Source organism: Bacillus sp. FSL P4-0334 (assembly GCF_038004825.1).
In the GTDB taxonomy this organism is placed as follows: Bacteria; Bacillota; Bacilli; order Bacillales; family Bacillaceae; genus Bacillus; species Bacillus velezensis.
In genome coordinates this window covers 3010701-3034405 of the sequence record NZ_JBBORX010000001.1, presented here as the reverse complement: position 1 = coordinate 3034405, position 23705 = coordinate 3010701, and the positions used below count along the sequence as shown (strand labels likewise).

General features: G+C 35.8%; 33 protein-coding genes. 3 read left to right on the top strand and 30 right to left on the bottom strand.

Features of this window, described 5'->3' with window-relative positions; translation table 11 throughout:
• Positions 1-18: 18 nt before the first annotated feature.
• The 9 genes from NSQ37_RS15405 to NSQ37_RS15365 form a co-directional block, all read right to left on the bottom strand.
• Positions 19-168: a hypothetical protein gene (locus NSQ37_RS15405; RefSeq protein WP_215532360.1), complete on the bottom strand. Its 150-nt coding sequence runs from the start codon at positions 166-168 to the stop codon at positions 19-21.
• Between the two features lie 28 nt (positions 169-196).
• Positions 197-556, bottom strand: a complete 360-nt coding sequence (locus tag NSQ37_RS15400; protein ID WP_341124029.1) for a hypothetical protein — start codon at positions 554-556, stop codon at positions 197-199.
• Between the two features lie 21 nt (positions 557-577).
• Complete coding sequence (locus NSQ37_RS15395) at positions 578-886, bottom strand: hypothetical protein (RefSeq protein ID WP_341124028.1); 309 nt, start codon at positions 884-886, stop codon at positions 578-580.
• A gap of 219 nt (positions 887-1105) precedes the next feature.
• Positions 1106-1459 (bottom strand): hypothetical protein, encoded by a 354-nt coding sequence (locus tag NSQ37_RS15390; protein ID WP_341124026.1) that lies wholly within the window; start codon positions 1457-1459, stop codon positions 1106-1108.
• Between the two features lie 36 nt (positions 1460-1495).
• Positions 1496-1768: a hypothetical protein gene (locus NSQ37_RS15385; RefSeq protein ID WP_038458560.1), complete on the bottom strand. Its 273-nt coding sequence runs from the start codon at positions 1766-1768 to the stop codon at positions 1496-1498.
• A gap of 72 nt (positions 1769-1840) precedes the next feature.
• On the bottom strand, positions 1841-2251 hold the full coding sequence (locus NSQ37_RS15380) for a hypothetical protein (protein WP_341124025.1): 411 nt from the start codon (positions 2249-2251) through the stop codon (positions 1841-1843).
• Between the two features lie 49 nt (positions 2252-2300).
• Entirely contained in the window at positions 2301-2456 is a 156-nt protein-coding gene (locus NSQ37_RS15375; RefSeq protein ID WP_341124024.1) for a hypothetical protein, read from the bottom strand.
• Positions 2457-3486: 1030 nt separating this feature from the next.
• Complete coding sequence (locus tag NSQ37_RS15370) at positions 3487-3705, bottom strand: hypothetical protein (RefSeq protein WP_326252553.1); 219 nt, start codon at positions 3703-3705, stop codon at positions 3487-3489.
• 47 nt (positions 3706-3752) lie between these two features.
• A complete protein-coding gene (locus tag NSQ37_RS15365; RefSeq protein ID WP_341124021.1) occupies positions 3753-4067 on the bottom strand; it encodes a hypothetical protein in 315 nt (104 codons plus the stop codon).
• Between the two features lie 78 nt (positions 4068-4145).
• On the opposite strand from NSQ37_RS15365, the gene NSQ37_RS15360 reads away from it, so the two are divergent.
• Complete coding sequence (locus tag NSQ37_RS15360; protein ID WP_072589229.1) at positions 4146-4493, top strand: hypothetical protein; 348 nt, start codon at positions 4146-4148, stop codon at positions 4491-4493.
• A 38-nt stretch (positions 4494-4531) separates the two neighbouring features.
• Here NSQ37_RS15360 and NSQ37_RS15355 read toward each other — a convergent pair whose 3' ends face one another.
• From NSQ37_RS15355 to NSQ37_RS15290, 14 genes are all read right to left on the bottom strand, one after another.
• The gene (locus NSQ37_RS15355) at positions 4532-5029 is read right to left on the bottom strand and encodes an AAA family ATPase (protein ID WP_122503993.1); all 498 of its coding nucleotides are present in this window, start codon (positions 5027-5029) and stop codon (positions 4532-4534) included.
• Entirely contained in the window at positions 5026-5184 is a 159-nt protein-coding gene (locus NSQ37_RS15350) for a hypothetical protein (RefSeq protein WP_341124019.1), read from the bottom strand. Before NSQ37_RS15350 ends, NSQ37_RS15355 begins: the two co-directional genes overlap by 4 nt.
• A 5-nt stretch (positions 5185-5189) precedes the next feature.
• Positions 5190-5393: a YorP family protein gene (locus tag NSQ37_RS15345; RefSeq protein WP_122503991.1), complete on the bottom strand. Its 204-nt coding sequence runs from the start codon at positions 5391-5393 to the stop codon at positions 5190-5192.
• Positions 5394-5648: 255 nt separating this feature from the next.
• The gene (locus NSQ37_RS15340) at positions 5649-5822 is read right to left on the bottom strand and encodes a hypothetical protein (protein WP_240034130.1); all 174 of its coding nucleotides are present in this window, start codon (positions 5820-5822) and stop codon (positions 5649-5651) included.
• A 113-nt stretch (positions 5823-5935) separates the two neighbouring features.
• Positions 5936-6688 carry a 3D domain-containing protein gene (locus NSQ37_RS15335; protein WP_122503990.1) on the bottom strand — a complete coding sequence of 251 codons (753 nt, stop codon included), beginning with the start codon at positions 6686-6688 and terminating at the stop codon, positions 5936-5938.
• A 14-nt stretch (positions 6689-6702) separates the two neighbouring features.
• Positions 6703-8994: a DNA polymerase gene (locus NSQ37_RS15330; protein WP_341124016.1), complete on the bottom strand. Its 2292-nt coding sequence runs from the start codon at positions 8992-8994 to the stop codon at positions 6703-6705.
• A 19-nt stretch (positions 8995-9013) separates the two neighbouring features.
• Positions 9014-10702 (bottom strand): DHH family phosphoesterase, encoded by a 1689-nt coding sequence (locus NSQ37_RS15325; RefSeq protein WP_341124014.1) that lies wholly within the window; start codon positions 10700-10702, stop codon positions 9014-9016.
• A gap of 12 nt (positions 10703-10714) precedes the next feature.
• Positions 10715-11779 (bottom strand): DNA primase, encoded by a 1065-nt coding sequence (locus NSQ37_RS15320; protein ID WP_341124013.1) that lies wholly within the window; start codon positions 11777-11779, stop codon positions 10715-10717.
• A gap of 14 nt (positions 11780-11793) precedes the next feature.
• Complete coding sequence (locus tag NSQ37_RS15315) at positions 11794-13305, bottom strand: DnaB-like helicase C-terminal domain-containing protein (protein ID WP_122503984.1); 1512 nt, start codon at positions 13303-13305, stop codon at positions 11794-11796.
• Between the two features lie 9 nt (positions 13306-13314).
• On the bottom strand, positions 13315-13926 hold the full coding sequence (locus NSQ37_RS15310) for a hypothetical protein (RefSeq protein ID WP_341124012.1): 612 nt from the start codon (positions 13924-13926) through the stop codon (positions 13315-13317).
• Positions 13927-13967: 41 nt separating this feature from the next.
• On the bottom strand, positions 13968-15131 hold the full coding sequence (locus NSQ37_RS15305) for an AAA family ATPase (RefSeq protein WP_341124011.1): 1164 nt from the start codon (positions 15129-15131) through the stop codon (positions 13968-13970).
• A gap of 47 nt (positions 15132-15178) precedes the next feature.
• Positions 15179-16516: a hypothetical protein gene (locus NSQ37_RS15300; RefSeq protein ID WP_341124010.1), complete on the bottom strand. Its 1338-nt coding sequence runs from the start codon at positions 16514-16516 to the stop codon at positions 15179-15181.
• 32 nt (positions 16517-16548) lie between these two features.
• Positions 16549-16905, bottom strand: coding sequence for a hypothetical protein (locus NSQ37_RS15295; RefSeq protein WP_341124009.1), 357 nt, complete (start codon positions 16903-16905; stop codon positions 16549-16551).
• Between the two features lie 140 nt (positions 16906-17045).
• Entirely contained in the window at positions 17046-17423 is a 378-nt protein-coding gene (locus NSQ37_RS15290) for a hypothetical protein (protein ID WP_341124008.1), read from the bottom strand.
• A gap of 72 nt (positions 17424-17495) precedes the next feature.
• Between NSQ37_RS15290 and NSQ37_RS15285 the strand changes: the two genes are divergently transcribed.
• Positions 17496-17732: a hypothetical protein gene (locus NSQ37_RS15285; protein WP_029974402.1), complete on the top strand. Its 237-nt coding sequence runs from the start codon at positions 17496-17498 to the stop codon at positions 17730-17732.
• 37 nt (positions 17733-17769) lie between these two features.
• Here NSQ37_RS15285 and NSQ37_RS15280 read toward each other — a convergent pair whose 3' ends face one another.
• The 7 genes from NSQ37_RS15280 to NSQ37_RS15250 form a co-directional block, all read right to left on the bottom strand.
• Positions 17770-18294 (bottom strand): hypothetical protein, encoded by a 525-nt coding sequence (locus NSQ37_RS15280; RefSeq protein ID WP_341124007.1) that lies wholly within the window; start codon positions 18292-18294, stop codon positions 17770-17772.
• Positions 18295-18407: 113 nt separating this feature from the next.
• Positions 18408-20150 carry a right-handed parallel beta-helix repeat-containing protein gene (locus NSQ37_RS15275; protein ID WP_160249330.1) on the bottom strand — a complete coding sequence of 581 codons (1743 nt, stop codon included), beginning with the start codon at positions 20148-20150 and terminating at the stop codon, positions 18408-18410.
• Positions 20147-20968 (bottom strand): poly-gamma-glutamate hydrolase family protein, encoded by an 822-nt coding sequence (locus NSQ37_RS15270; RefSeq protein ID WP_341124006.1) that lies wholly within the window; start codon positions 20966-20968, stop codon positions 20147-20149. The genes NSQ37_RS15275 and NSQ37_RS15270 overlap by 4 nt, the downstream gene beginning before the upstream one ends.
• Before the next feature lie 83 nt (positions 20969-21051).
• Positions 21052-21447, bottom strand: a complete 396-nt coding sequence (locus NSQ37_RS15265; protein ID WP_125122798.1) for a hypothetical protein — start codon at positions 21445-21447, stop codon at positions 21052-21054.
• A 37-nt stretch (positions 21448-21484) separates the two neighbouring features.
• Complete coding sequence (locus tag NSQ37_RS15260; RefSeq protein WP_341124005.1) at positions 21485-21757, bottom strand: hypothetical protein; 273 nt, start codon at positions 21755-21757, stop codon at positions 21485-21487.
• Positions 21747-22634 (bottom strand): hypothetical protein, encoded by an 888-nt coding sequence (locus tag NSQ37_RS15255; protein ID WP_341124004.1) that lies wholly within the window; start codon positions 22632-22634, stop codon positions 21747-21749. Before NSQ37_RS15255 ends, NSQ37_RS15260 begins: the two co-directional genes overlap by 11 nt.
• Positions 22635-22699: 65 nt before the next feature.
• On the bottom strand, positions 22700-22921 hold the full coding sequence (locus tag NSQ37_RS15250) for a hypothetical protein (protein ID WP_106034912.1): 222 nt from the start codon (positions 22919-22921) through the stop codon (positions 22700-22702).
• A 67-nt stretch (positions 22922-22988) separates the two neighbouring features.
• Here NSQ37_RS15250 and NSQ37_RS15245 point away from each other — a divergent pair, with 67 nt between their 5' ends.
• A complete protein-coding gene (locus NSQ37_RS15245; protein WP_341124003.1) occupies positions 22989-23663 on the top strand; it encodes an SOS response-associated peptidase in 675 nt (224 codons plus the stop codon).
• The last annotated feature ends 42 nt before the right edge of the window (positions 23664-23705 follow it).

Genomic DNA, 23705 nt, shown 5'->3' with positions numbered 1-23705 from the left:
TCCACAACTCCCTTTTCTTTATTTTTTGTTTTTATCTTTTTCGTGTCTTACGTCCAACTCATTCATATCATTGAGAATATGGTTAATAACAACATCGCTAAATTTACCGAATGCCTTATAACCAATTAATTTGCTTCTTAGATCTCTCCACTTTCTTGCTGCACTCATTTTACTTCCCCTTCCTATGAAACTGATTTTATCCAGAAATAACTGTATCTCGTTTTGGTTTATCAATGTATGGATCAAGCGTTTTTCTCAACACATCCTCCAGAGTTTTGTATCTGCCTTCCTTATTTTTTTGGAAACAGAGGAGTTCGCCAAGATCATCCAGGCTAATGCTGAAAGGATCATTACCTACCTTTTCTTTAAATGAAGTTAATTCACTGAATTTATCTTTGAATTCCATAAGTTGCTCGTGATTCAAATTATCGATTTTATAACCAAGCATCTCAACAAGTTCTAATCTTCTGTGTTCAATTAGTTCCCTTATTTTTGATCTCAAACCCAAGAACTTTTCATCTTTTCTCTGCTCATTAATAAATTCTCTAATGTTCATTTTCCTCATCCTTTCTTGCAGTTAGAGTTTTTTATCTACAATGCCTTTAATGCTTTGTAATGTTTGCTTATATTCACTGTCTAAATTACTTACATCTAATTCTACTGAAACTCTAAATTGTGAGCTTGTATCATACACAGTAATTACAGATTCGATCCCCTTTTCTTCGGCGATAAACGAAACACCAAAGACCTCGATATCATCAGCACCGTGCTCATCTTTAAGCTCTTCTAAGAAACTTGGTTGCATGTGTTCAAACAGCTCGTTAGAATTCTTGAATATTCTTTGTTCAACATAACTGTTTTCTCCTTCAATTGAATCAAAAAGCAAATTATAGTCTATGTATCCTTTTACAGATTTCCCATGCTTAATGTATTCCAGGCTCCATCATCCTTTATTGTTTTTGTCTTCTGGGGTCAACGACGAATTACTGTTGAGATAGCCTAAATAAGACTCTCGGCACTTCTTACTGCAAAACATAGAATCAGTTGAGTTCCCACATTCTCTACATATCATTTCTCATTTCCCTTTCTCAATAAAATCATCCTTTTAATGTAATGAATAAATTCCAGGTTCGCCTATGTCGTCCCCTAATGAATTAAGTGCTTTAAGCTCTAATTTAACTGCCAAGTCTCCATCTGTGTTGAATTTAATTTTATCTAAGTAAACCTTGATCACTTTTGTTTCTCCCTCATAGCTTGTCAATTTCATTTTCAATGGGTCTGTATGTGTTCCGTCTAAACAAAACACTTTAAAAGCTAATGAATCCTTACCAGTGTTTATTATGATTTTGTCCCCCTCCTCAACAGCTTCAATGTTCTGGCAGTGAAGGACAATTTTCGTTTCCTTCGGTAAATAATTATTAAATTTTTCTTTATAAACAGAGATTTCCTTTAAAATCATATCTGACTCTCCTTTTGCAAAAAACTATTTTTCTGGTTAATCCTCTTGAGGGACTTTAATATAATTTGGAGCTTCCTCTAGCATCTCATCAAATATTTCGTCAATTGCTTCCTGAAATACAGTTAACCCGGTTTCACTATTTGTTGAGGTTTCATTAATCTTTTCAGCAAACCCTTTAGCAAATTGTCTTTTAAATTTAACCTTAATTGATTCATCCCAGTTGTTTGGATTATTGTTGAATGCCACTTCTAACAAATCGATCGGTAGAGTAATGACTACATTTTTCCCTTTGACTTTTGCGTAATCCATGATTTCCATCTCCTCTTTTGTTTCAAATAAAACTTTCATTTAGACTTTTATGAAGAAAGTCAACTCCTTCATTTATATCTCACCTGCTACACAGAATTCCCAAAACCTTTTCCACCAGGATACTTTTATAGGCCGTTGTTTTAGACCATCATTGCTTTTTGCTTGCTCCTCATGAAGTTCTTCGCATTCCTTTAAGCTTTTTTCATCTACAATTGTCTTAATCACTCTGTCAGTTTGATATGTCCATTCGTTATGTATGTTTCGCTGCCTGTCAGTCACTATGACATATTCATTAAGTCCGGGGATATAAACCTTGCCTCCAATTTCTATAGGCTCAATATCTATATGCCCTTCGAAGATTGGTTCAGTGTGAGTAACCTTACACACTGGCTGAGTAATCCACCTCTCTGTACCTGGGGCACGGTGTGAGTAATAACTTTCTTTCATAACCAATCCTTCAATCGTTGCTTTATGGCGTCCCACTTATTCACCTCCTTATAAGTCTCTTTAAAAATTGAATTTCATTTAAAATTTATTCAAATGGCTCAAAATCGCTTACAGGAACCCATTTCCAACCCCCATAATGTTTTTTATAAATCAAAAATTCTTCTTGGTTTACATCGTTTCTTCTCGTTCCATACACCTCAAAAATGTCCTCTTCGTGAGTAATATGCTTAATCATAGCCATTAATTTTTTCTCTCCTTTGGTTCTAATTTGTCGTATACTGCGGTTGCCCGGGAAATTATGAATATTGCCTTCTGACTATTTCCCTTCACATTGTTCATATCACTGTAAGAATAACTCCAAGAATGAGTGAACACCCTCCAATTAAGAAAACCGTAAAATAGAATGGTCTGCCTTCTTTAAAGTTCTTATTCTCAACCAAGCATGCCATTCCATTGCCTAAGAATATTGAGCCGAATAAGATCAGACCCAGTACTAAATATGAAATTTCATTCACCTCGATTCTCGATAAAAGGAATTATACCCTTATTTTATTTTTAAATTTAAATGATTCAAAGTTTTTGAAACAGTCATTTCACTACATTCGTTCTTAATGCGCTTAGATTGTTCTTGTGCGCAATCATTGCAACAATTGAAATCTACATAAGTCTTCAAGTCACTTACTCTGAGGCATATGATTTGGCCTTCTATGTATTCGCTACAGATATCACATATTCTGTTCATTTATCCTATCCTTGAGGTTCTTATTAATTTTATTTTATACTTATTTTTTATTTTTGTCTACTGTTTTTCAAATTATTTCTTTGATGTTTTTTAGTGCTGCAAATGCTTGTAAGAGCGTTTTATCTGTCCTTTCCCATACGTGTTTATCTTCATACCGGATGTTGTTCTCTAAATAAACATATAAACTGTCTAGCAAGGATTCAATATTATCAATATCATTACCAATCATTTCGTTTTGGATTTCATTGATTGCTATTACCTCCTCTATGAGAATATTATTATAACTTTTCCATTGTCATTCTTTATGTATGGTGAGTGCTTTCTCTGAAGATGATTTGTCCCTCTTCCTTCGCCAATACTCACGTTATAAACAGTCTTCACCTTATGTATGTCTAATGCCTCTTGTTTAGCCTCTTCTACAGATGTTGCTTCAATTACCATAGACGCGTTTTCGCCTTTGTGATCTTTACATCTAACATAGTACCTTTTCAATAAACATCCCTTTATCCTTTCTTTTAATCCTGTTAAATTAATCCGCTTTTAGGTAAGTCTTAAAAAACTCATCTAGGTTTGCAGCAATCGCTCCAGCAACTTCTGCACAATGAGCATGACTCTTTTCTTGAGATCTTAAAAACTCAACTGCAGACTTTGCAATGGCTTTTATTTTCTCCTCGTCTAATTTTCCACTTCTTACTTCGTCTTTAATTTTTTCGGCTTCCTCTTTTAAGCTTTCTGGATAGTTCGCCACAGACTCACCTCTTATATTTTATTTTTACTCTAAATAAAATTGATCTTTTATTTAGATTGTACAAAATACCCAATACAACCTGGCTTTTCAGGTTTTAATTCGCCCCAAACGTTTTTGTTCTTGTCTATAATTTGAAGCTTATATTTATTGCCTGTTCTCTTCTCGACTAACTCTAATGCATACTCATCAATACATTTTTGAACTTCATATTCATTGAAAGTCCAAAATGCCGAGTCTTCTAATAAACGATGTAATTGCAATGACATTTTTCTACGCAACTCTAATATTTGATCTCTAAATTTTATTTTGAGCCTCATTTTTTCACCCTTTCTAAATAAATGAGATATTTTAATCAGTTTCACAAACACTTCACACATTTCAAATATTTAACATGCTAGACTTAAGTTGTAATCACAATCAAAACCCAGGAGGTAATTCTTATGAAAAAGTTTTACAAAGGATTGATTGTTTCTGCTCTATCGCTTACAACACTAGCTCTCCCTGCATTCACATCACAAGCTTCAGCCCTAACACCTGTCAAATCAGTTGACCAAGTTAAGCAGCTAGGCGATCCGCTCGGTACAGTTGATTACCACATGCTTAGGAATTCTAACGTATCTCTATTAAAAGGTTACACCCGGTGGGAAATTGTTTCTGGAAGCAATCTTATTAGCATTAGTTCCAGCGGTGTCGTATCCTCTCATTCAACATTGGGCACAGCATTGGTTTATGCGTATGACATTAACGACAATTATGTGATTTATAAAATTACAGTAGAAGCACGTTAGTTACTAAGGAGTGTTAATTCACTCCTTCTCTCTTTGTTTTACTCAAATAATTGAATCAAATCCTCTACAATATCATCGCTACCCCACTGTTCTGTATCCCATGAATATGTATATAATCCTGCATCGCTCATTACTTCTCTGTATAATTCTAAGACCGGCTCAATATCTCGATCATTTATGTATTCATCACCACGTTCATGTAACCGCTGCTTAATAACTTTCGGATCAGCATGTAAGTAGATCACCTTGGCTTTATCTCTAATCTTCTTCTCGATTGTTCTCTGCTGCTCTTCCGTTAAGATTGAGTAATCCTTGAACTTCTTCGCATAGACCAAATTTGAATATATGTATCGATCAATAATTACATTGTCCTCATCGGCCAGCTTGTTGAAGTGTTCAAACAGCTTCTCATTACCGCTCTTAGCTAATTCAAAGCTGGATCCTTTTATTACCGGGTATCCGAGTTCTTTGCTTAGCTTTTCTGCTACTGTTGATTTGTAGCAGCAGTCAGTGCCTTCTAAAATTAACATCGTCATTTATCTTCCGCCCTTCTTACACTGTTGAAGCCGATCACTCTATATGAACCATCTGGATACTCAACTTCTAATTGCTCATGTCCTTTATCAACTTGCGCAACAACACCAATCTCTCCTGTGAAACCAGCAATCACCTTCTCTCCCTTTTTAAACATACAATTTAACCTCCTTTAGCTGGATTTAATTCATGCTCCTTGAAGAATGTAATATCACCTGTTTCATCACTGACTGCGTAATCATATGTGGCAGAGTGAAGCAACTCAATAATTTCCCCCTCCCGACCAACATGATGAGGACAAGCGTTCTTTGCATTCTCATTTATGATGACTTTTAACCCTTCTGGATAAGACCAAAACTTCGGCAATTAACCACCCCCTTTCGATTCCAACTATTAATCTTCTAACTTGATTTTTGAAACATCTTCAAAGGATATACCTGAGCTTAACAAGAACTTTTTAAATTCATCTAACAGGAATCCCAGGGTACCATCTTGATGATCATCTAAAGCGCATGAAGTAATGACTCTTTCTAATCTCGTTGTTTGGCTATATTCATCAGTGAACGACATTTCGACTTTCAAATCCCCTCTAATACCTGATCATCCCCTTATACTTTACTTTTAATCGTTAGATTTTTGTGTGTTATCACCTCCTATAATGTCATCAAATTTCCGTTCATCATATGTACCATCGTAATACCAAAGTTCGACACTATTTGTTTCGTGATAAATGTCTACTATAATTCCTAATTCACCAGTTGATTTCACATATACTTCCTGATCTAGAGCAAACATGAGTACCCCACACTCTCTTATGTAATATTTTTCTATGTACTTATTGCATCGTCCACACTTTCAAAAAGTTTACAGCATCCCATCCATTGGTTACATTTACCACACCCTGATCATTAATTTTTCAACACATTCACCTTAACTGCCTTTCTTCCGAATAGCCTTGCTTCATCTTCTGTATTCATAAGGATGTCAATTCTATTGTTTTTTATATCTCCACCAGTATCAATTGCATAGGCTTGAAAGCTGTTTCCTTTGTAGCTAACCTCAACTAATGAGTTTAAGGGAATTATTTTAGGATCCACCGCTATTATCCTCTTCCCTTTGAAATATGACGTGCTTGATACATCATAGCCTGTCCTAGTTTTCCCAATGCACCCAGATGAACAAAATGCAGTGTAAGCTGTCGCTACAACGTTTATTGAATGCAATGAATGTGAAGACTTCCGTGTTTTTTCAGTAGCCTTTATTACAGCTTTATCTTCTTTGCCTACTGGATACTTATTTTTAGTTTTTATGGGCAATCGTCTATGTTGCGCCTTCTTGAGCTTTTTTGTTTGTATTATTTTTGCATTGATGTACTTCTTTTGGCTTTCGATGCGTTTATCCAGGCTACTTTTAGTTTTAGGAAGTGGTTGGCAGTTATGCTCCTTTTTATGCGTAAGTCTTTCAATTAATAATTCTTTTTGCTTTTTATTATGTAACGATTCATCTTTCGCATCAACTTCACTTTTTTCACTGTTGATATTCTTTACACTTACCCCTACCCCAGCAAACAAGAGCATTACAGTTGCTGTTAATTTTATGCTATTAATATTATAATATACATATTTTTTATTTTTGTCTATGAGTTTTTTGAAAATTTTCATCACTTCCTCATAATTTATGATACCTGTATTTCTATTTCCTTTTTATCAGCCCAAGTGGTTTCTGTGATCTCTAAGTCAACCACCACGGGCACTTGCATCCATTCCACATCTTCCATAATTCTCTTAATATGAGGGAAAATCCATTCCTCACCCTTGTGCACTAAAAACTGCAATTCATCATGAATGTTGGCTAAGGGAAGGGTTTTACAATTGTTTTCTCTCAAAAATTCTCCAATTCTAATAACATATCGTTTTAACATGTCTGCGCATGATCCTTGGACATTATAGTTCCCTACTTTGTATGCTTTATCAGTATTTGAAAGGAAATAAACTCTCCCATACATATTTGTTGCATAGCCACTCTTTTGCACCTTAGTTGCAACTTGTTTCTGATAATAAGACACCTCTGGAAAGGTATTTGACCAACCTGAGACAAGGGCATTAGCAATTTCCATTGAGACTTCAAGTGCTTCTGATGCTTTTTTAGCACCCCCGCCATAGTTGCGCATGAAGTTAAACATCTTTCCTATGTATCTCCAAAACTTTTTAAAAGATTTTTCATCAACTGGAGATTCTTTTTCATGATCATATTGCTTATACTTGTCCACACATTTAAACGCCAGTGCCATTAACGTATTATGGGATGTTTCGCTATGCACATCAGTAGGAGTCCAGCTTTCTCCGTTTTCCAGAAGCCAAACTGATGTTCCATCTTCTTTTTTTTCATACCACCTCGCTCTTTCTTCTTTCGTATCAAAACGATACTCTTCACCAGTTATGTAATGAGTGCATTTAAAAGGCATATATGCTCTACATAGATTTAAATCAGGTCTCTTCAACAAAACTGTATAGTTTGCCTGTACTCTTAACTCTATTTGTGATAAGTCGAAGTACGCAATTTTATTGTAATTTCCACCCTCCACTATAAATGCTCGTCTCGGAGAGAAAAGTTCATATTCAATCGGTGCCTTACCTTCTCCATTTTCTTTCTCGTAATGCTCTCCTTCCTCTGTTAGAATTCTTTCTTTAGGAAATTGCTGCGCATCAGATCCTAGCCTTCCAGACACGGTGTTAAACTGCCCATATTGTGTATAAAAATGATTATCATATTGCGCTACTTCAATAATCCTTGAAATATAAGTTGATTGCCACTTTTCAAGTCGTCTAAGTCTTGTAATTAATTGAGATACACGATCCTCTTTGTGCTTTTTAAGAAATGATTTATCAGTAGTTTCTGGTCTCTCTCCAAGTTTTTTCTCAAAGTAATCAGCAATTACTGTCCCTTGAGAAACAGTGAAATATTCTCCGACGATCTCCCACAGTTCCTCGTATAGTTTTTGAATTTCGTCCTCACATTTTTTAAAGCAGGTGTGAAGATAAGGCATGTCTACTTTCATACCGACACGTTCCATTTTTAATAACTCAATTATTAGTTTATTTTCTTGTTCAAGAATGGCTTTTTGTTTTCTTTTTAATACTGTAGGGTATGTAAATTCAACTAACTCTAATGTATATATTCCATCACTATGAACATATTCCATCATTACATTTCTGTCTACCTCAGAATAATCAGCAAAGGGGTTCTCTTCCATCCACTTAAAATAGACCGTCTCAATCTCTTCAGGAACCTTGAGCCAACGTTGCTTTTTCTCTTTAGTAAAGTAATCCATTTCATTACGTTTCTTAACTTTATATGCCTCTTTAATTTTTCCTAATCCCCAACCCTTGTAAGGCTTTAGCAACTCCTTTAAGACGTTTCGTTTTTCATCATTTATTTTTCTAAGCTCTTTTTTTACCTCTTTTTCAAATTCAGCTGCCCTTGGATCAATATACTTCTCCGAAACTTTTTTTAGTCCTAATACATCCCCTCCATCTCTTGCAGAAACAGCATCAAAACTTAACCTGCATAGCCCCATAGTATCGACAATGTTTCTTAAGCCATATACAACCTCTTCGTTAACTCCTCCATTAATGAGCATATGCAAATCATATTTTACGTTATGACCTACTGTCATCATGCATCTTTTAGTAAGATTAATTACTTTTAATAACATGTCCCTATCAGAATTAAATGCAAAACTCCGCCCCTTTAACTGAGCTGTTCTTTTATCCCTGGGCAGCAACCAACTAAAAACCCACATAAAAGGACGATCCTTAATTATGTGCAACCCAGTCGTCTCAGAATCAAGTACACATAATTTGGGGTTATCCTTGAGAAAGAGGCTCTCTATTTGTTCAAAGTCCTCTACCCAGTGTTTCTCATACTTTTCGGTGACTTCTGTTTCTAACTTTGGTTTTATTATCATTGCTTCACCCCATTTTCACCTAAAATAAAAAACTGTCTGTTACTTCGACATCTACAATTTCAACAGCAGGGGTTAACCTATCTTCATATTTATTAACCTTGCACTTGCCAACAATGTTGATATAAAAGTTCTCGTCACCGTTATCAAACATCTCATCGAAATCACCCTTATAGTACGGCTTAATTAGCTTATATTCGCCAGTTTTAATAACGAATGTTGCTGTTCTATTCTTATGCACTTGAATATCTGATTTATTAACTTGGATCCCTTCTACGGCTAATAACGGCTCTTTAAGTGTCGATCCCCATTCATCTCGATATTTATGTATAGTTTTTATTATCGAAGCGCTCATGTCTTGGGCAGGGATAATAAAGTCAACTTCATGGATATCCTCTAGCGCAATTTCTGAATCAATTAAACTATTTAGTTGAATGTTTAAGCTTTCAAAATATTCCGGTTCAATTTCAAACCCAAATGCATTTGCATGGCCTTCGCAAAAATTAAAAAGACCTGATTCAGTTAATACCTGTTTAAAGTTCTCAACTCCACATTTTTCATACCCTCTAGCAGATCCTCCGAATTTCCCCTCCTTCGTTTTCCTTCCTAGAATTACGGGACGCTTAAACTTTTTTGCTAATTGTGTAGCTACAAGACCTGTAAATGAAGGTTCCAATTCACCGGTAACGTCCAAAACTACAACTTTATCATTTATTTTCTTTTCAACGTAAATCTGATCAATCAGGCTACTAATTGGTTTTTCGAGTGATTTTTTCTGTCTGTTCTTCGTATTTGCAATTCTTCTGGCTACTGACTTAACAATCGGTTCGTATATTTTTTTTCTTGAATAATAAACAGATTCCTGACTACCCAGTAATGCCTTCATCATGTCTATCTTTTCATCCATGGTTGCATAACGAATAGTAGCATTTATGAACGGGACAATAGAGAACCCCGTGAAATGAATATTAATATTTCCATTCAAGAAAAATTTTTGCCTATCCACGATTTCCTGTATTAAAGGGTTTTTTATTTGTTTTAAGCCCTTTTTTACGTAATACCGTGTTTCCGGTTCCCTTAAGTCCATTACATCTCCAATATTTCCTATTGCAACTAAATCCAAAAAATCATCTGCCAAACGTATTCCCAATTTATCATCTAACGCTTGGCAAAATTTATAAACGATACCTACTCCAGAAAAGCTTTTGTTTTGGTACTTACTTGAGAGTTGATTATTAATAACAATAGCAACATTGGATTCCCTCTCACATTCGTGATGATCTAAGATCAGTGTATCTATTCCCCGCTCTTGTAACTTTTCATGCAAATCATATTGATTACTGCCCGCATCTGGAATGATTAGCAAATGTGTATCTTCTGGAATTGTCTCAAGGGAGGCTCCATGTTCCTTTTTTTCATGAAGCCTCCATCTTACATCAAGCGTAGGAAAAGCCCGGTTAAGATAATTAATAAGAATCGCGCTTGAAAGGTAACCATCGCAATCTGAGTCGACCTGAATAAAAATATTATTCCGTAACTCAATATGCTTGATTAAACAATCAATACCTTTTTTCATGTTGTTTAATAAAGAGTAATGGTTTAAAGCTGATTCATTCAGATTAAAGAACAAATCAGAATCAAAATCCCTATTTTTTATTATTGTTGAGATTGGTTCTTTGTAATTGTTCTCCCCTATAAGTTTATAATTCATTATTTTCCTCTCTTACCTTGTTATTTTATATTTATTATCGTACAAGGCCGTCCAACTAGCTTGTCCTTTATCTGTTGGTGAGTCTTTACCGGACAACAGATTACCCTTATCATAAATTCCATAGCGTATCCTGCCAGTAACCCTCGACACTTCATTTACAATGAATTTGGCATCTTTGTCTTTGTCATAAGCAAATACAAATTTGATCCCAATACCCAGCTCTTTAAGTATTCTTATTTGCTCATCAGACATACTGTCCCCCTCTATGGAGATACAATTTTTATAGCCCCACTGGTTCAAAAACCATGTTGTTTTAGCGCCTTCAACAATAATCACCTCGTTTAAGGTCTTTATATACGGTAGAGCTCTATGTAAATTGTAAAATTCTATTGACTTATTGCACGAATTAATATATATATACTTATATTTATCTTTTATAACTTCGTCTTTTCCAATATAACGTCCTTTAACCCCGATTAATCGACCGTCCCTATTGTGTACTGGAAAAGTGACTCGTTCGGATCTTACATCAATGCCTACTCCAAAAAGTTTTTGTGTGCTTATCGATAACCCTTCCTTATACCAACCATAATACGGGACAATGCCATATTGATCTAAAACACTTTGTGGCATTATTTCGTTCTCTATTATTTTCCTATTTTCTTTATTTCGTTCTTTCTGAAGTTTGTGCAACCATTTATTAGGCTGCGGTTTTTCTTTTTCCGCTGTTATTTTATAAAAATCATCTATGTACTCTAAATAATTAAGTTTACTGCATAACCAAAATTTGCTTTTGGAAAGGCATGCTTTTTTTTCATCTTCAGTTGTAGCTCCATAAAGTATGTAAGATATAACATCAAATATCGAACCTGATATTCCCTTACTTCTGATGTTTGATGTTAAAGAGGCGGTGTTTTTAACCTGCACACTCCGCTCGTTATCGCCATCAGGAAGACCCGCAACAAACAATTTACCTCCTTGTTCAGTGCTAATACCCCAACAACCAAGTGCTTCTAATACTTCTTGAATCTGTTCTTCTCTATAAATTCTTTCTCTAATGGTTTGTAGATCGGACATTAATCGCCACCTTCTTAGAATGCTCCTCCGAGTCTTGGAACCTTTACATACGCAACTTCTTCGAAAGAGTTAATACTGTAATTGACTTCATAAATAATCTGCTCTTCCTCACTACCGAAACGGTTCTTCGCTAGAAATAGAACTAAATATGTCTTCTTTGGATCCAATATGTACTCTTCTTCATACCAGTTCCCCAGCTCATCCTTTTTATAGTTATATGGCTTTAATTCATATCTGGTTTTAGAACCTGTGTACTCATCTGCGAAAAGTAACCTTCCCATCATTACAACTGCAGCTACTTCGTTTATCTCCATACTCTTTCCCGTAGAGTCTAAGTCCAAGAATCTTGTCTCTTTGCCTAACTTCAGCTGTACTGTCGCTAAAGTCCCCACATTCTGGTTGTCTTCCTTAATCAAATCATGCAGTTCTTGAGCTGAGTTTGAAAAAGCTTCCCACCGAGCCATATCTTTTTGTGATCGATCAGGTTTAAAGGTATCGATGATAAGCTTGTTATAGCCCTTGGGCCTGTAAAGTTCAACTCGGCTTAATATATCCTCTACACGATACTTTTTTAACTCCAGTGTTTTAATTAATCCCTGGCCACGCTCCCACGCCCAATCTTTTGCTGCATTTAATTTATTTAGCATCTCTTGCTTAAAATTACCCTCATACAACTTTTCTCTGTTTATCGGTTTTTTTAGGATCTTAGATGAAATGGTTGCAAGAAGTAATGAACGCCACTTCTTAACACTCTCCTCGTTTATGGCCAGAATTGCTTTTTCTTGGTTTTCGAAAAGGCTCAAGATAAACTTTTCCATTGCAATTGAGCTTTTCCCAACTCCAGATGAAAGAACTAAATAGTAAAGAGACCCGTCCTTCCATCCTTTAATTTTCCTATTTAATCGTGGAGAATCATGTAATGGCGATCCCATAGACTCACCTGAATCCAAGTCTTCAATTGTCTCATTGAGCCCATCCACGAGATCATGCTCGATAACATCGCCAGAGTTGATGTGAGCGAATGTTTCCTTATACTTATATTGCACATATAACTGCAGTTGTTTAAGCGTCATAATCGTAAGCTTTTCAATTAACTTCTCATCTGCAATATCAATCAATGAAGCATCTTGTAATTTTCGCAAGCTCTCATATTTTTGAATTTCATTAAAATGATACTCTTCATTCTGACTGTCGGTTTTACATTCATTCATAAGTTCTTCGACTGATTCATAGCCACCAAAATCGTTGTAAGCATCTAAATAGCTCTTTTTATTTTTTTCTTTAGGCCTTGATACTAAGAATGAATAAACAGTTTTGTCGTCAAAATCTCTGATTCCATTTTCAAACATCTGAGATCCAACAGTGAAGTAGAAGTACCATATGGGCTCAGTAAATGTTTCCTTTGTGATCTTATGTGTTCTGTATCTTTGATACAACATTGGATTTGACCACAAATACCCAACGAAAAGAGACTCATGAATATATGACGGTTCAACAAATTCATCTATGTAATTTCGTTTCTTCATGACACTCTCCTATAAAAAACTTGAGATATCTAATTCATCTTTTTTTATGATTTTAGGTTTAATTTTAATATCGATTTCACTTTGCACTTGAATTTGTTTGTTAATAATATTTGTGCGGATATCGTCTTGTTGCTTACTACGCCTGTCCGTTTCTTTCATCTCGTTTAAATTATTGATCACGATACTCAGGAAATAGGTAAACTCTTGCCAACTTGTTTCAAGGGTTTTGTAGTTGCGGACATTATGTAATTGTTGTTCAGAGAATTTATATGCTTCTAAAATTTTTGTAAATGGAACGCCCTCTTTATACCTTTTAATCTTTTGATTTTGGTATTTAACTGTACCGTTCCTTATATCCTGGATACGCTCAATCATACGGGAGTCTAACCGCTCTAATCTATGCAAATTTAATAAGTAATTGTAGAGTTCATCAAATTCTGTTGCTTCATTTTCTTTAAATTTCTTATCCTGCTTGTATGCCTCGAAGCAATCGTCGTGAAAATATTTCCTGATATATTTTTCTGATCCATTTTTATTGAGTTTCCCAGTCGGTTTTGCTTCACAGGACATACTATTCTTAACCCCTTTTGATCCACACCACTGACATTTTACTTCTTTCATAGGCAATTCTCCTTTATAAAATAGGGAGAGAAATCTCTCCCTTAGTTAGCCGCCTCCAGTATTTCTTTAGTGATATTTAAAGCTTCTTTCAGATCTTCTACAGAAGTTAATTGCTTATAATTCTTTTGTCCGCCAAACTTTGCCGCGTAAGCATCAGCTAATTGATGTTTTACTGAGGGTGCTTGACCGGTTACTAAAGAAGTGATTTCGTCCAAGTAAGTCTGAGGATCGCTTTCAGCCTTCTCAGCTGCTTCCTGCACCTTCTCCTCTCTAAGTAACTCTTCTTCTTTTTTTATTTCCTGGACAGTTCGGTCAGTCTTTGTAATTTGCCCTAACACTGCATTCTCAAAGGTTTTCAAGAAGTTTTCAGCACTGTATTCAACCTTTTCTGGTAGTTCAGTGTATCGGCCTCCAGCAATTTCAACATACTCAGAAGGTCTAAAATACATCATTACTTTTGTGTCATGGAAGTTACTTGCTTTATCACGACCTTTTTTATCTTTAATATTGTCATCAAGCTCATTTCCCTGTTTATCCAACACGGATACTTCGTTATGTAAGCAGCAAATAAGACTTGCCTGCGACTCAAAGACTTTTCTTCCGGAGTTAGGCATCATAAGTTGAATGGAGTTATACTTCATTCCATCATAAAGGGTTGTTTCCTTTTCCTTTGTCCATGCGAGAAACATTAATCCATAACCTGCATTTTTCAAAGTATCGAAAGGCTTTTTAAGTTCCTCATAAAGAGCTGTCCACCCATTTTCCTTACCGTTAGTCGACTCAGAAATATCCTGAAGCGATTCGAATGTTTTACCATAAAGCCTTTTTCTATCATTCAAAATCCAGGCTGTACAAGCATCAATAGCTCTGTCTGCTGTATCTACTCCAATAAGCTTGACGATTCTTCCTGTTTTTGCTTCTTGGACTAATTCAGGCACTACAGCTTTTTTGAAATACTCCCATACTTTCCAAAGGTTTTTGTCTGTGCCTTCTTCATGCAAAGGAACAATATTGTCTAGTTGCCAAGTTTCATACCCGTCCTCAAAGGACAATAATAGAGCCTCTTCTGGGTGTGCGTAATGCATCTCTGTTACTTCTTTCCAGAGCCGTGTCTTACCTGTTTTATACCCCCCTGCTACAAGTGTCATGATAGATTGAAGTTCAACCTTTGGTGTGTTATTTTTAATTTTTTTTCGAAAGCTCATTTAATCTCTCCCTTTAATTTATTATATAATCAAGGTTATTTCTGTTTTTAGAAAGGCAAATCATCATCGTTAACAACAACTTCTGCAAACGGGTCTTCGTTCGGTGCATTCTCATTTGAAATTTCTTCTTCTGTCAACAGTCCGCTTTTATATGTACCACCAATGTAGTTGAGAATTTCTAAACCTTTTCGAGTCCCAGTAGAAACAGTTTCAAAGGACGCCACTTTTTCCCCTACATCTTCAAAAGGGTTTTCGTCCTCGGTCTCTTTAACTTCGACTTGTGTGAATTGCGCTCTGTTATTGTCGATCCCTTCAACAACTAGAAAAGCGCCTCTCTCTAATGCGCCAAAAGCATCTGCAAAAGATTTTTTTCCTTCTTCTGGCTCTTTATAATAGACAACTAGATCAACATCTTTTGGGACACTTCGATCTTTTCCATAATCAAGATAAACTCCATTTACTTTAGTGTCTTTTGTTTCTTCGTCTTGGTATGTACTCTTAATCCCTAGCTGCATTTCAAATTTATTATGTTCGGTAAAATTTTCAGACCCAAAGTCTCTTACATAAGGCACATAACTGTATTTGCCGTTCGGTTCGGCTACTCTCACTTCACTTTGAATATTATTTGACACCTTAATTTTGTCTGTTTCTACAACTCCATCAGTGTAACTTACTTTAAACCGCTGCCCCTCACCATCGTCTGTTACCTTTGCAATGAATAGGTCTCCACCGGAAGGATCTAGCCAACCTACCTTAACTTTCGCCACACCTTCTTTCGCTTTTCCACTACCGAGTTGGATTCCGTCTTGTTCTGAGTCATACACATTAAACTGAGTTCCACTTTCCACGTCTTTAATTTCAACTTCTCCATTTTTCAAAGGAAAAACTCTGTTAATAATTCGTTTCACTAATTTAATTTCTTCTCCGTTGCCGTTTTCAAAAGTATCAAATTCGTACTGCCCTTGAACTTCAGCCCACATACCAGGCTTAACGATTTTTGCAAATTGTTCTGCCATATCCCATTCTGGGGTAATCACATGATATGTCTCATCAGGTAGCTTTGTCTTGTCGTTACGACCTGCCCACGGGACTGCTACCGTTTTTTTATGTTTGGAGCTATACGCATAAACTAAATCACGTTCCATTCCTGCAAGCTCAACTTTTAATTCATTATAAGGCGCAGTTTCGATACTGAATTGAAGTACTCTCCGATTCTTTTTAGTCTGTGTAACTGTCGTTTCATAAATATCAACATCATACCAACTGTCTGTTTCAGGATCTTTTTTTCTTACCGGCTTCACTAATCCAACAAATCTGAAACTATTGGTAAACTCTTTACCACCATGTTTTTTATTGATTTTAATTTCATCTTTTTTCTTCGCCATTTAATCATCATCCTCTTTTTTTATTTTTAAATTCATTTTTTCTTTGAATATGTAGTTTTACTAAACTTACAATCTTTAATCCCAAGTTCTTTATTTAACTCTATGTATCTCCTTTTAGGAAATTTCCAATTCACTTGATCAACATCTTTGTCTTTCTTATTTAAAATTTCAAAGACCTGCTTTTTTCTATTTACCTTGATGATTAAATTGCCATATGCATACTCCGTGTAAAATAGCCGTTTCCTCACTCGACTAGGATGTGTTTCTTTAACTAAAGTGACATTTCGAATCATCTTTAATAACACTTGATCCGATGAAGTAGCGTGATTATTTTTGACCGACTTTCGATATTGAGCCAAAGCTTTCTTAGTAATTCCGAGTACTAACACGGCTGTACCTCCTTTCCTTTAACTTGAGTTTATTATATCCTTATTTTTTATATTTGTCTATGATTTTTATACTTATTTTTTATTTTTTATGATTGCAAGGCTTCAGTTATCTATCGAAACCCTGCAATTAAAATGGATTATTAAACAACTTCACTCCAAGACCACATGTTCATTGTTTGCAGTGTAAACCCATCAGGAAGCTTTTTCATTTTAATATTTACATTGGATCTCTTCCCAGTAGTCTTATGAATTACAGCAAGTTCTTCACCATTATAGAACCGCACAATTGCTTCATTAAATTCAATTGGCTGATCAACCACATAACCTTCTTTAAGTGCTCTGATATACAGATAAGGATCTGTTTTATAAAGCTTATATAGTCTATTGCCAAAGTCTTCGTGTTTATCTCTAAGCAGATTAAAATTAATTAGGGATATGTACAGTTTTTCCGATATGTTTAGCTTGTTCTTGAAGTACCGGATTGCTTCATCTTGCTCTTTACTTAAAATGTTAATCATTTAATCAAGCTCCTTTAAGTATAATGTTTAAGTGTTTTTATATGGGGGAATACGTATATGGAGGTGGTTAATTTGGAAAATAATCAGAAAATAACGCTAAACTCTTCTTTCGCGTTATCCACTCTTATTGTCTTACTTATTGCATTGTACCCGTCCTATTCTTCTTGGTTTGTCACAATATTCTTTTTAGGGTTTGCACTAATATACACATTTGAAAAAAATAAGAGTAAATCCTCAAAATTAATTGCCATTATCTCTTATCCATTGTTTGTTGTAGCGCTAGTTTACAGCATAATAAACAGCATATAATAATCCTCCCACCAAAGGGAGGATTATTTTTTATCCATTACATTTCAGCAACTTTTGGGCCACCTTTGTCTGTGATGATAAAGCTGTCACTCCCGATTTTTTTCTTTCGATCCTTATCTTCATAAATCGTTACATGGTGCTTTGTCATGAGAGTTGCCCCTGCCATCTTAAATTCTTGCTTATCCTTAAAGTAAACAATTTTATATTCACCTAGAATAATCATGTTAGCTAGTCCAGCTAAATAAGAAGACCATCCCCCTGTAGGCAAATTTAATGCAAATCCTAATGTTTGAACGACTGCAGCAGTTGAATACTTGTCAAACTTGGTATCGCCGTATGTAGTTCCGGCATCTTGCCAATCATCCGCAGTTGTCGAAAAACCTGGGCTCTTAATATTTGAGGCGGTCTTAAGTACATTGATTGGTTGGTGGTAGACATTGCTTTCAGTATCATTCCTACTTTGATTTTGCTCTTTTGCATTTACTCCTACTCCAAAATCACAAAGCAAACCACTTACGAGTAAAGTTCCAACAACTCCAATTTTACCAATGTTGTTTTTCACACCTAATTCCTCCTCTGAGTGTTTTAATTATATTACACTCAGACATTACCCTAAAAATATCCATATAAACCACTTTCTATTTAATTTGTTTTCTTTTAAAACTACAATTTTATTTAGACTACAATATCTCCTTCTGCCGTCTTCAGCGTCCCACTATCGAATGTGTTATGAATTAAGGTTGTATTCTTTGCTTTATCTGTGCAATACGGGTGAGATAATAACTTACCCCCAATTCCACGCGCATCATTTCTTACAAGCCGTACTTTGTCCGTATTCTCCAAATACACTCCATATCCTTGGTCTGTTGAACGATTAAACATGATCTCATTATTGTTTAACATGTGTTCTGAACCACCTGTCAGGTGGATAGCAATCAATGACTTACAAAAATAAATCTGATTCTCACTGATCTGACAGCTGTATTTCTCGGATGTACCTTTGATTGCAACATTTCTTGGATTATGAATTTCATTTCTGTTGAAATACACTTCAGAATCCTTATCCCAAAAGATGCCGTATCCACTTCCGCTTAAGAATAGGTCATTCAACTTTAAACGAACTGATTGAGACCTTTCACAATAAATTCCCCCGTGCACATTTGCAAATTCATTAATTGCAAAGCTTACACGGTTCGAATCCATGATTTTAATGGCATAAGCAGATGTGGTATTTCCCCCTTTATTATTTGTAACTCTCACATCTTTTGAGTTTCGCACTTGAACTTGTATACAATCGCTGTTTTCAATATGATTATTCGAAATAAAAACATCTTCTGCTTCATGTGTTGCAATCGGACAAGCCGCGATGTTTTCAAGTATATTGTTCGTTACATCAATCCCTTTACCTCTTACACAAATGCCTATTTCAAACCCTCTTACAGTGTTACCGCTGATTTGCACTCTATTTCCTGACTCCGTGCTTGAAACACCCACCGAGTCAATTCCATATTTCTTGGATTTTCCCTTATTAATAATCTTGTTGTCCTTAACACTGACATCAGTGCTGAATCCATAAGAGATAACATTGTCACTGTAGTTTCCCTCAAGATTTACTTCACCGCTTGTGTGGGCTGTAACGGATCCACGCCCATTATTTTTAAACCTGCAGTTTCGTACAGTTAATTTGTATGGGTGATCATACTTAATTCCGTTTTCTCCAAAACCCTCTAAATCAATTCCTAATTGTGGCCCAATGGTATCTCCCCCAGCTTCCTCTATATCACAGTCGTCTACAAGAAGACCTTCACAACCATTGGTAGCCAGATTATTTCTTCTCCCTCTTAAAAGAGTACACTTTCGAACGGTTACATTCTTTGAAGGCGTATACGCTCCTGAAGTGTTCATCATCCCATCGGCTGCTATCCAAATGTTATCTCCAATACAGTCAGAGACTTGCACATTTTCAATTAACACATTACTGCTGCCATGAATATGAATTCCGTATCCCCATTCATGTGTCCTTTTAATTGAAGTTACTTTTGAATAATCATGCTCGTATCGATCCCCTATAATTTGACCGCCACGAATCGTTACATTGCTCGCTTGGCCAATATAAAAACAGGAGTAGCCTTGAGAATCATTAGGCAACACTTTAAAAACAGCCTCTGGATGAAGTATTAACTCAATATTCGAAGGAACATTAATACCTCCACCGAATTCAGGCAACCGCCTTGACATATTCACAGCATCAATTAGATAGGTACCTTTTGGAATATGTACTTTATAGAATGATTTTGAGCTTGCGTACTCTAAAGCTCGGTTTAATCCTTCTGTTGTTTCTATTGCATTTGACCCTTTATCATCAATTCCCCAATCCAGAGCATTAACAAAATAGTATAAGGGCTGATGTATACTCATGTTGTCAAAACCTTCCCTTCTACATTTTCATTGAGAAACGCTGATAGAGTGTCAATGAAGTTATAAAAGGTCTCATTTCTTGTGCCAAAGCGCCCTTTCAGAGAAAAGGTGTTAAACATTGATTTGCGCAGTCCAGTGCTTAACTCAAGTTGAATACTCTTTCCTGTTTTATTTTTATTGGCAACATTATTTGGGCTACTACCTGATAACCTTGTCCCCTCATCAAGTAGCTCTGCAGAGTAACCGGCATTATTCAATGTGCTTGTTATCGCTTCAGCTTTGTCTCGATCTGTGCCACCAACTAAAACATGTTCTTCATTACTTGCATAACCGTGAAGTGACAGTGTGAACTCATGTTCCTTCAACATTTCAAGTGCTTGTGGTTCATCAAAATTCGTACTGGTTAAGTGTAAATCAAATGCTCCTGGTGTCTTTAAAGCTTCAAAAAGATATGTAGAGTATGCTTCGCTTAATTCCTTTGCAAGCTCACTTGTTCCCCCTTCTATGCCACCTCCATGGGGAGCAAGAATTAATACATCGGTGTCTTTCTCTTTTGAGAATACACTGAAATTGAACGGGGATTCATTAGCTTTAAGCTCTTCAAAGTTCCGATACTTGTCCGCTGCTAAAATACTTACTGGATTCAGGAACGAAATCAAAGCTGTCACCAATACTGGAAAAGGCTTCTTGTCTGTGATATACTTATATAGCTTCGTAACCTTGCGAAGTGTCAGGTGGAGAAGGTTAGGCCCGCCAAAGCTCGCCTTCTCTGCCCCCTTAACCTCTTTTTCTTCTATTTTGTTTTTAATCCTTAACAATTAATAACCACTCCTTTTTATTTTGTTTTATTCTTATAACTCAAATCACATAGGTAACTCACATTGTTACCACCCCCTTACTTTTATGCAGACTCAATACTGACTCCTGAATCCTTTAACAATTCAATTTGTTCCGTTGGAATATCTGTTTTCACTATTCTCCACCCAACTAAGGTTTTTCCATAATAAAGATCGGTTAGTTCTACTTCATCATTCAACTCACCTTTTAATCGAATCATTCGATCTTTATACTTTTCATGACCGATAATTTCATAGTCTTTATTATAAATTGCATATGTTTCGTCGTCGGCTTCATTGTCTTCATATGGGGTACAAACCCACCTGCCGTCTGACAGGCTTGGGTCAGCTTTCAACCATTCATAAACCTCTTCGTCAGATTCAGCAAGCAAGTATGTAAAGATACCCCGCTCACTTCCCTTGGGTGCAAAATGCTTCAGTATAATTTCATAAAGATTCATTTTATTACCTCCCTGGATACTGGTTAAAATATCGTTTTTATTCAGTTTCTTTTCTTACCCATTTTCTAACCTTCATTTCTTTTAACTCCACTTCATAACAATCCACTTGATCTTCAAATTCCCAAGGGCTTTCATGCTGGCTTTCAGTGGCACCCTTGCTATAGAAAGTTTCAAAAAAGCGTCCTTGATATGGAAATACAATTCTATAGTGAACGCTCCACCTTGATGTGTCAGTGATTTCTTCTAAAATTGAGGATGCCGGTAGCCCCAATTCATTTACCATATAAACTTTGTCTAATTTAATTTTCATTCAAAATAACCCCTCTTCCTTTGCAGCATTCACATTCGACTAAAGGCTCGTTGATTTTAGCCATCAAATCATCTAAAAATTTCTTAATATTACTCTTTAAATCTTCAACGTCCTTTCCACTAAACGGTTCTACAATTGGGTAGCTCTGACAGGCTTTAGGTGCAACATTGTAAATTTCAACTTCCCGCTTTGTTTGAAATCTTTTCTCAAGTTTAGGCTTTCTCCGTTTGTACATTGCATTAAGATCAACCATATACTCGTGAGGTTTGTAAAGCTCCAGAACCTTGACCACAGTTAAACAGAAATCATAATCACTCGTAATTCTTGCAAATTTAGGGTTTATATTGGCTTTTATATGGTTTCTGATAATCTTATAGCTTTCTTCTCGGGACAAGTAGCACGGCTTTGTTTCAAGAAGCATTGGATGAGTTTGAATTCTATCCAGTAAGTTATAATTCAAGTTAAAATTATGACTTTGCAGCTTAAGTTCTCCGTCAATCTCTTCAATTACGTTCATTTCAAACTCAATTTTTTGATTCTGTTGTGGGACTTCTTCAAATTTCAAATCATATAGACCTTTTACTTCGTAATATTCACTTTCCTCATCTATGTAAGAAACATTAATTACTTGAGGTGTTAAATCAGTTTCCTGGAATCCCTCTTTTAATTCATACCTATGATTGATTTTTTTAGCTGGCATTTGCTTTTCAATAATACTTGGCTCCTTATCTAGCTTAAACCAGTCTGACTTATACGTTTCAGATGCTCGTTTCCCATCGAATAGCAATTCATCTAATTGACTATGAAAATATCTCTTACCCTCAATATTGTCAGACACCAAAAAACAGTTATTTGTTTTAATACCAATTAGCTTCAATGGAAATGCCCCTTTTTAATTTTATTTTTATCTTTATAAAATCTCTGTTTTAATTAGATTTCTGTTCACTTACTTCTTCTAATTTTATTTTTATCCAACAAATCAATTATGTAAGTCTCATACATGTCATCCCAATAAGGATCTGTTCTTGCTATGTACTTCATTGTTCTCCCGTTCTCCTCAATCTTAAAGGTTTGCCCCTTTTGAATATCAGTGAACTTTTTCTTTCTCCATATTCCCCTGATCAACACTTCAACTTCTTTAACCTCTACTGTTTGCTGCATCACATTCCTCCTTTTTGATTTTCGTGTATCAAGCCTGTACAATATTCAAAAACCCTAAAGGATGATGAACATGTGTGGCAGGTTCACTTTATTCTCTGAGTTCGATGACATCATTGAGCAATTCAATATAGATCAATTCTTACCCGAAGATGAATATCATCCAAGCTATAATGTCGCTCCATCACAAAACATACTTACAATCATCAACGGTGGATCAAACAACCGTTTGGGCAAACTTAGATGGGGTCTTATACCACCTTGGGCTAAAGACGAAAAGATCGGCTATAAAATGATCAATGCCCGTGCCGAAACATTGGCCGAGAAACCAAGCTTTAGAAAGCCGCTTGTAAGCAAACGCTGCATCATTCCAGCTGACAGTTTTTATGAATGGAAACGACTTGATCCAAAGACTAAGATTCCTATGCGAATTAAACTTAAATCATCCAATCTCTTTGCTTTTGCCGGCTTGTATGAAAAGTGGAACACACCAGAAGGTAATCCGTTGTACACTTGCACAATCATTACAACAAAGCCTAATGAGCTTATGGAAGACATTCATGATCGTATGCCGGTTATCCTTACTGATGAGAATAAAAAGGAATGGCTCAACCCTAAAAATACTAACCCTGATTATCTGCAAAGCTTACTGCAGCCATACGATCCCAACGACATGGAAGCCTATCAGGTTTCATCCTTAGTTAATTCACCTAAAAATAATTCGCCAGAGCTCATTGAATCCCATTAACTACCACTGCCATATTGCTTTATATATCACCTTCGCTTAGCT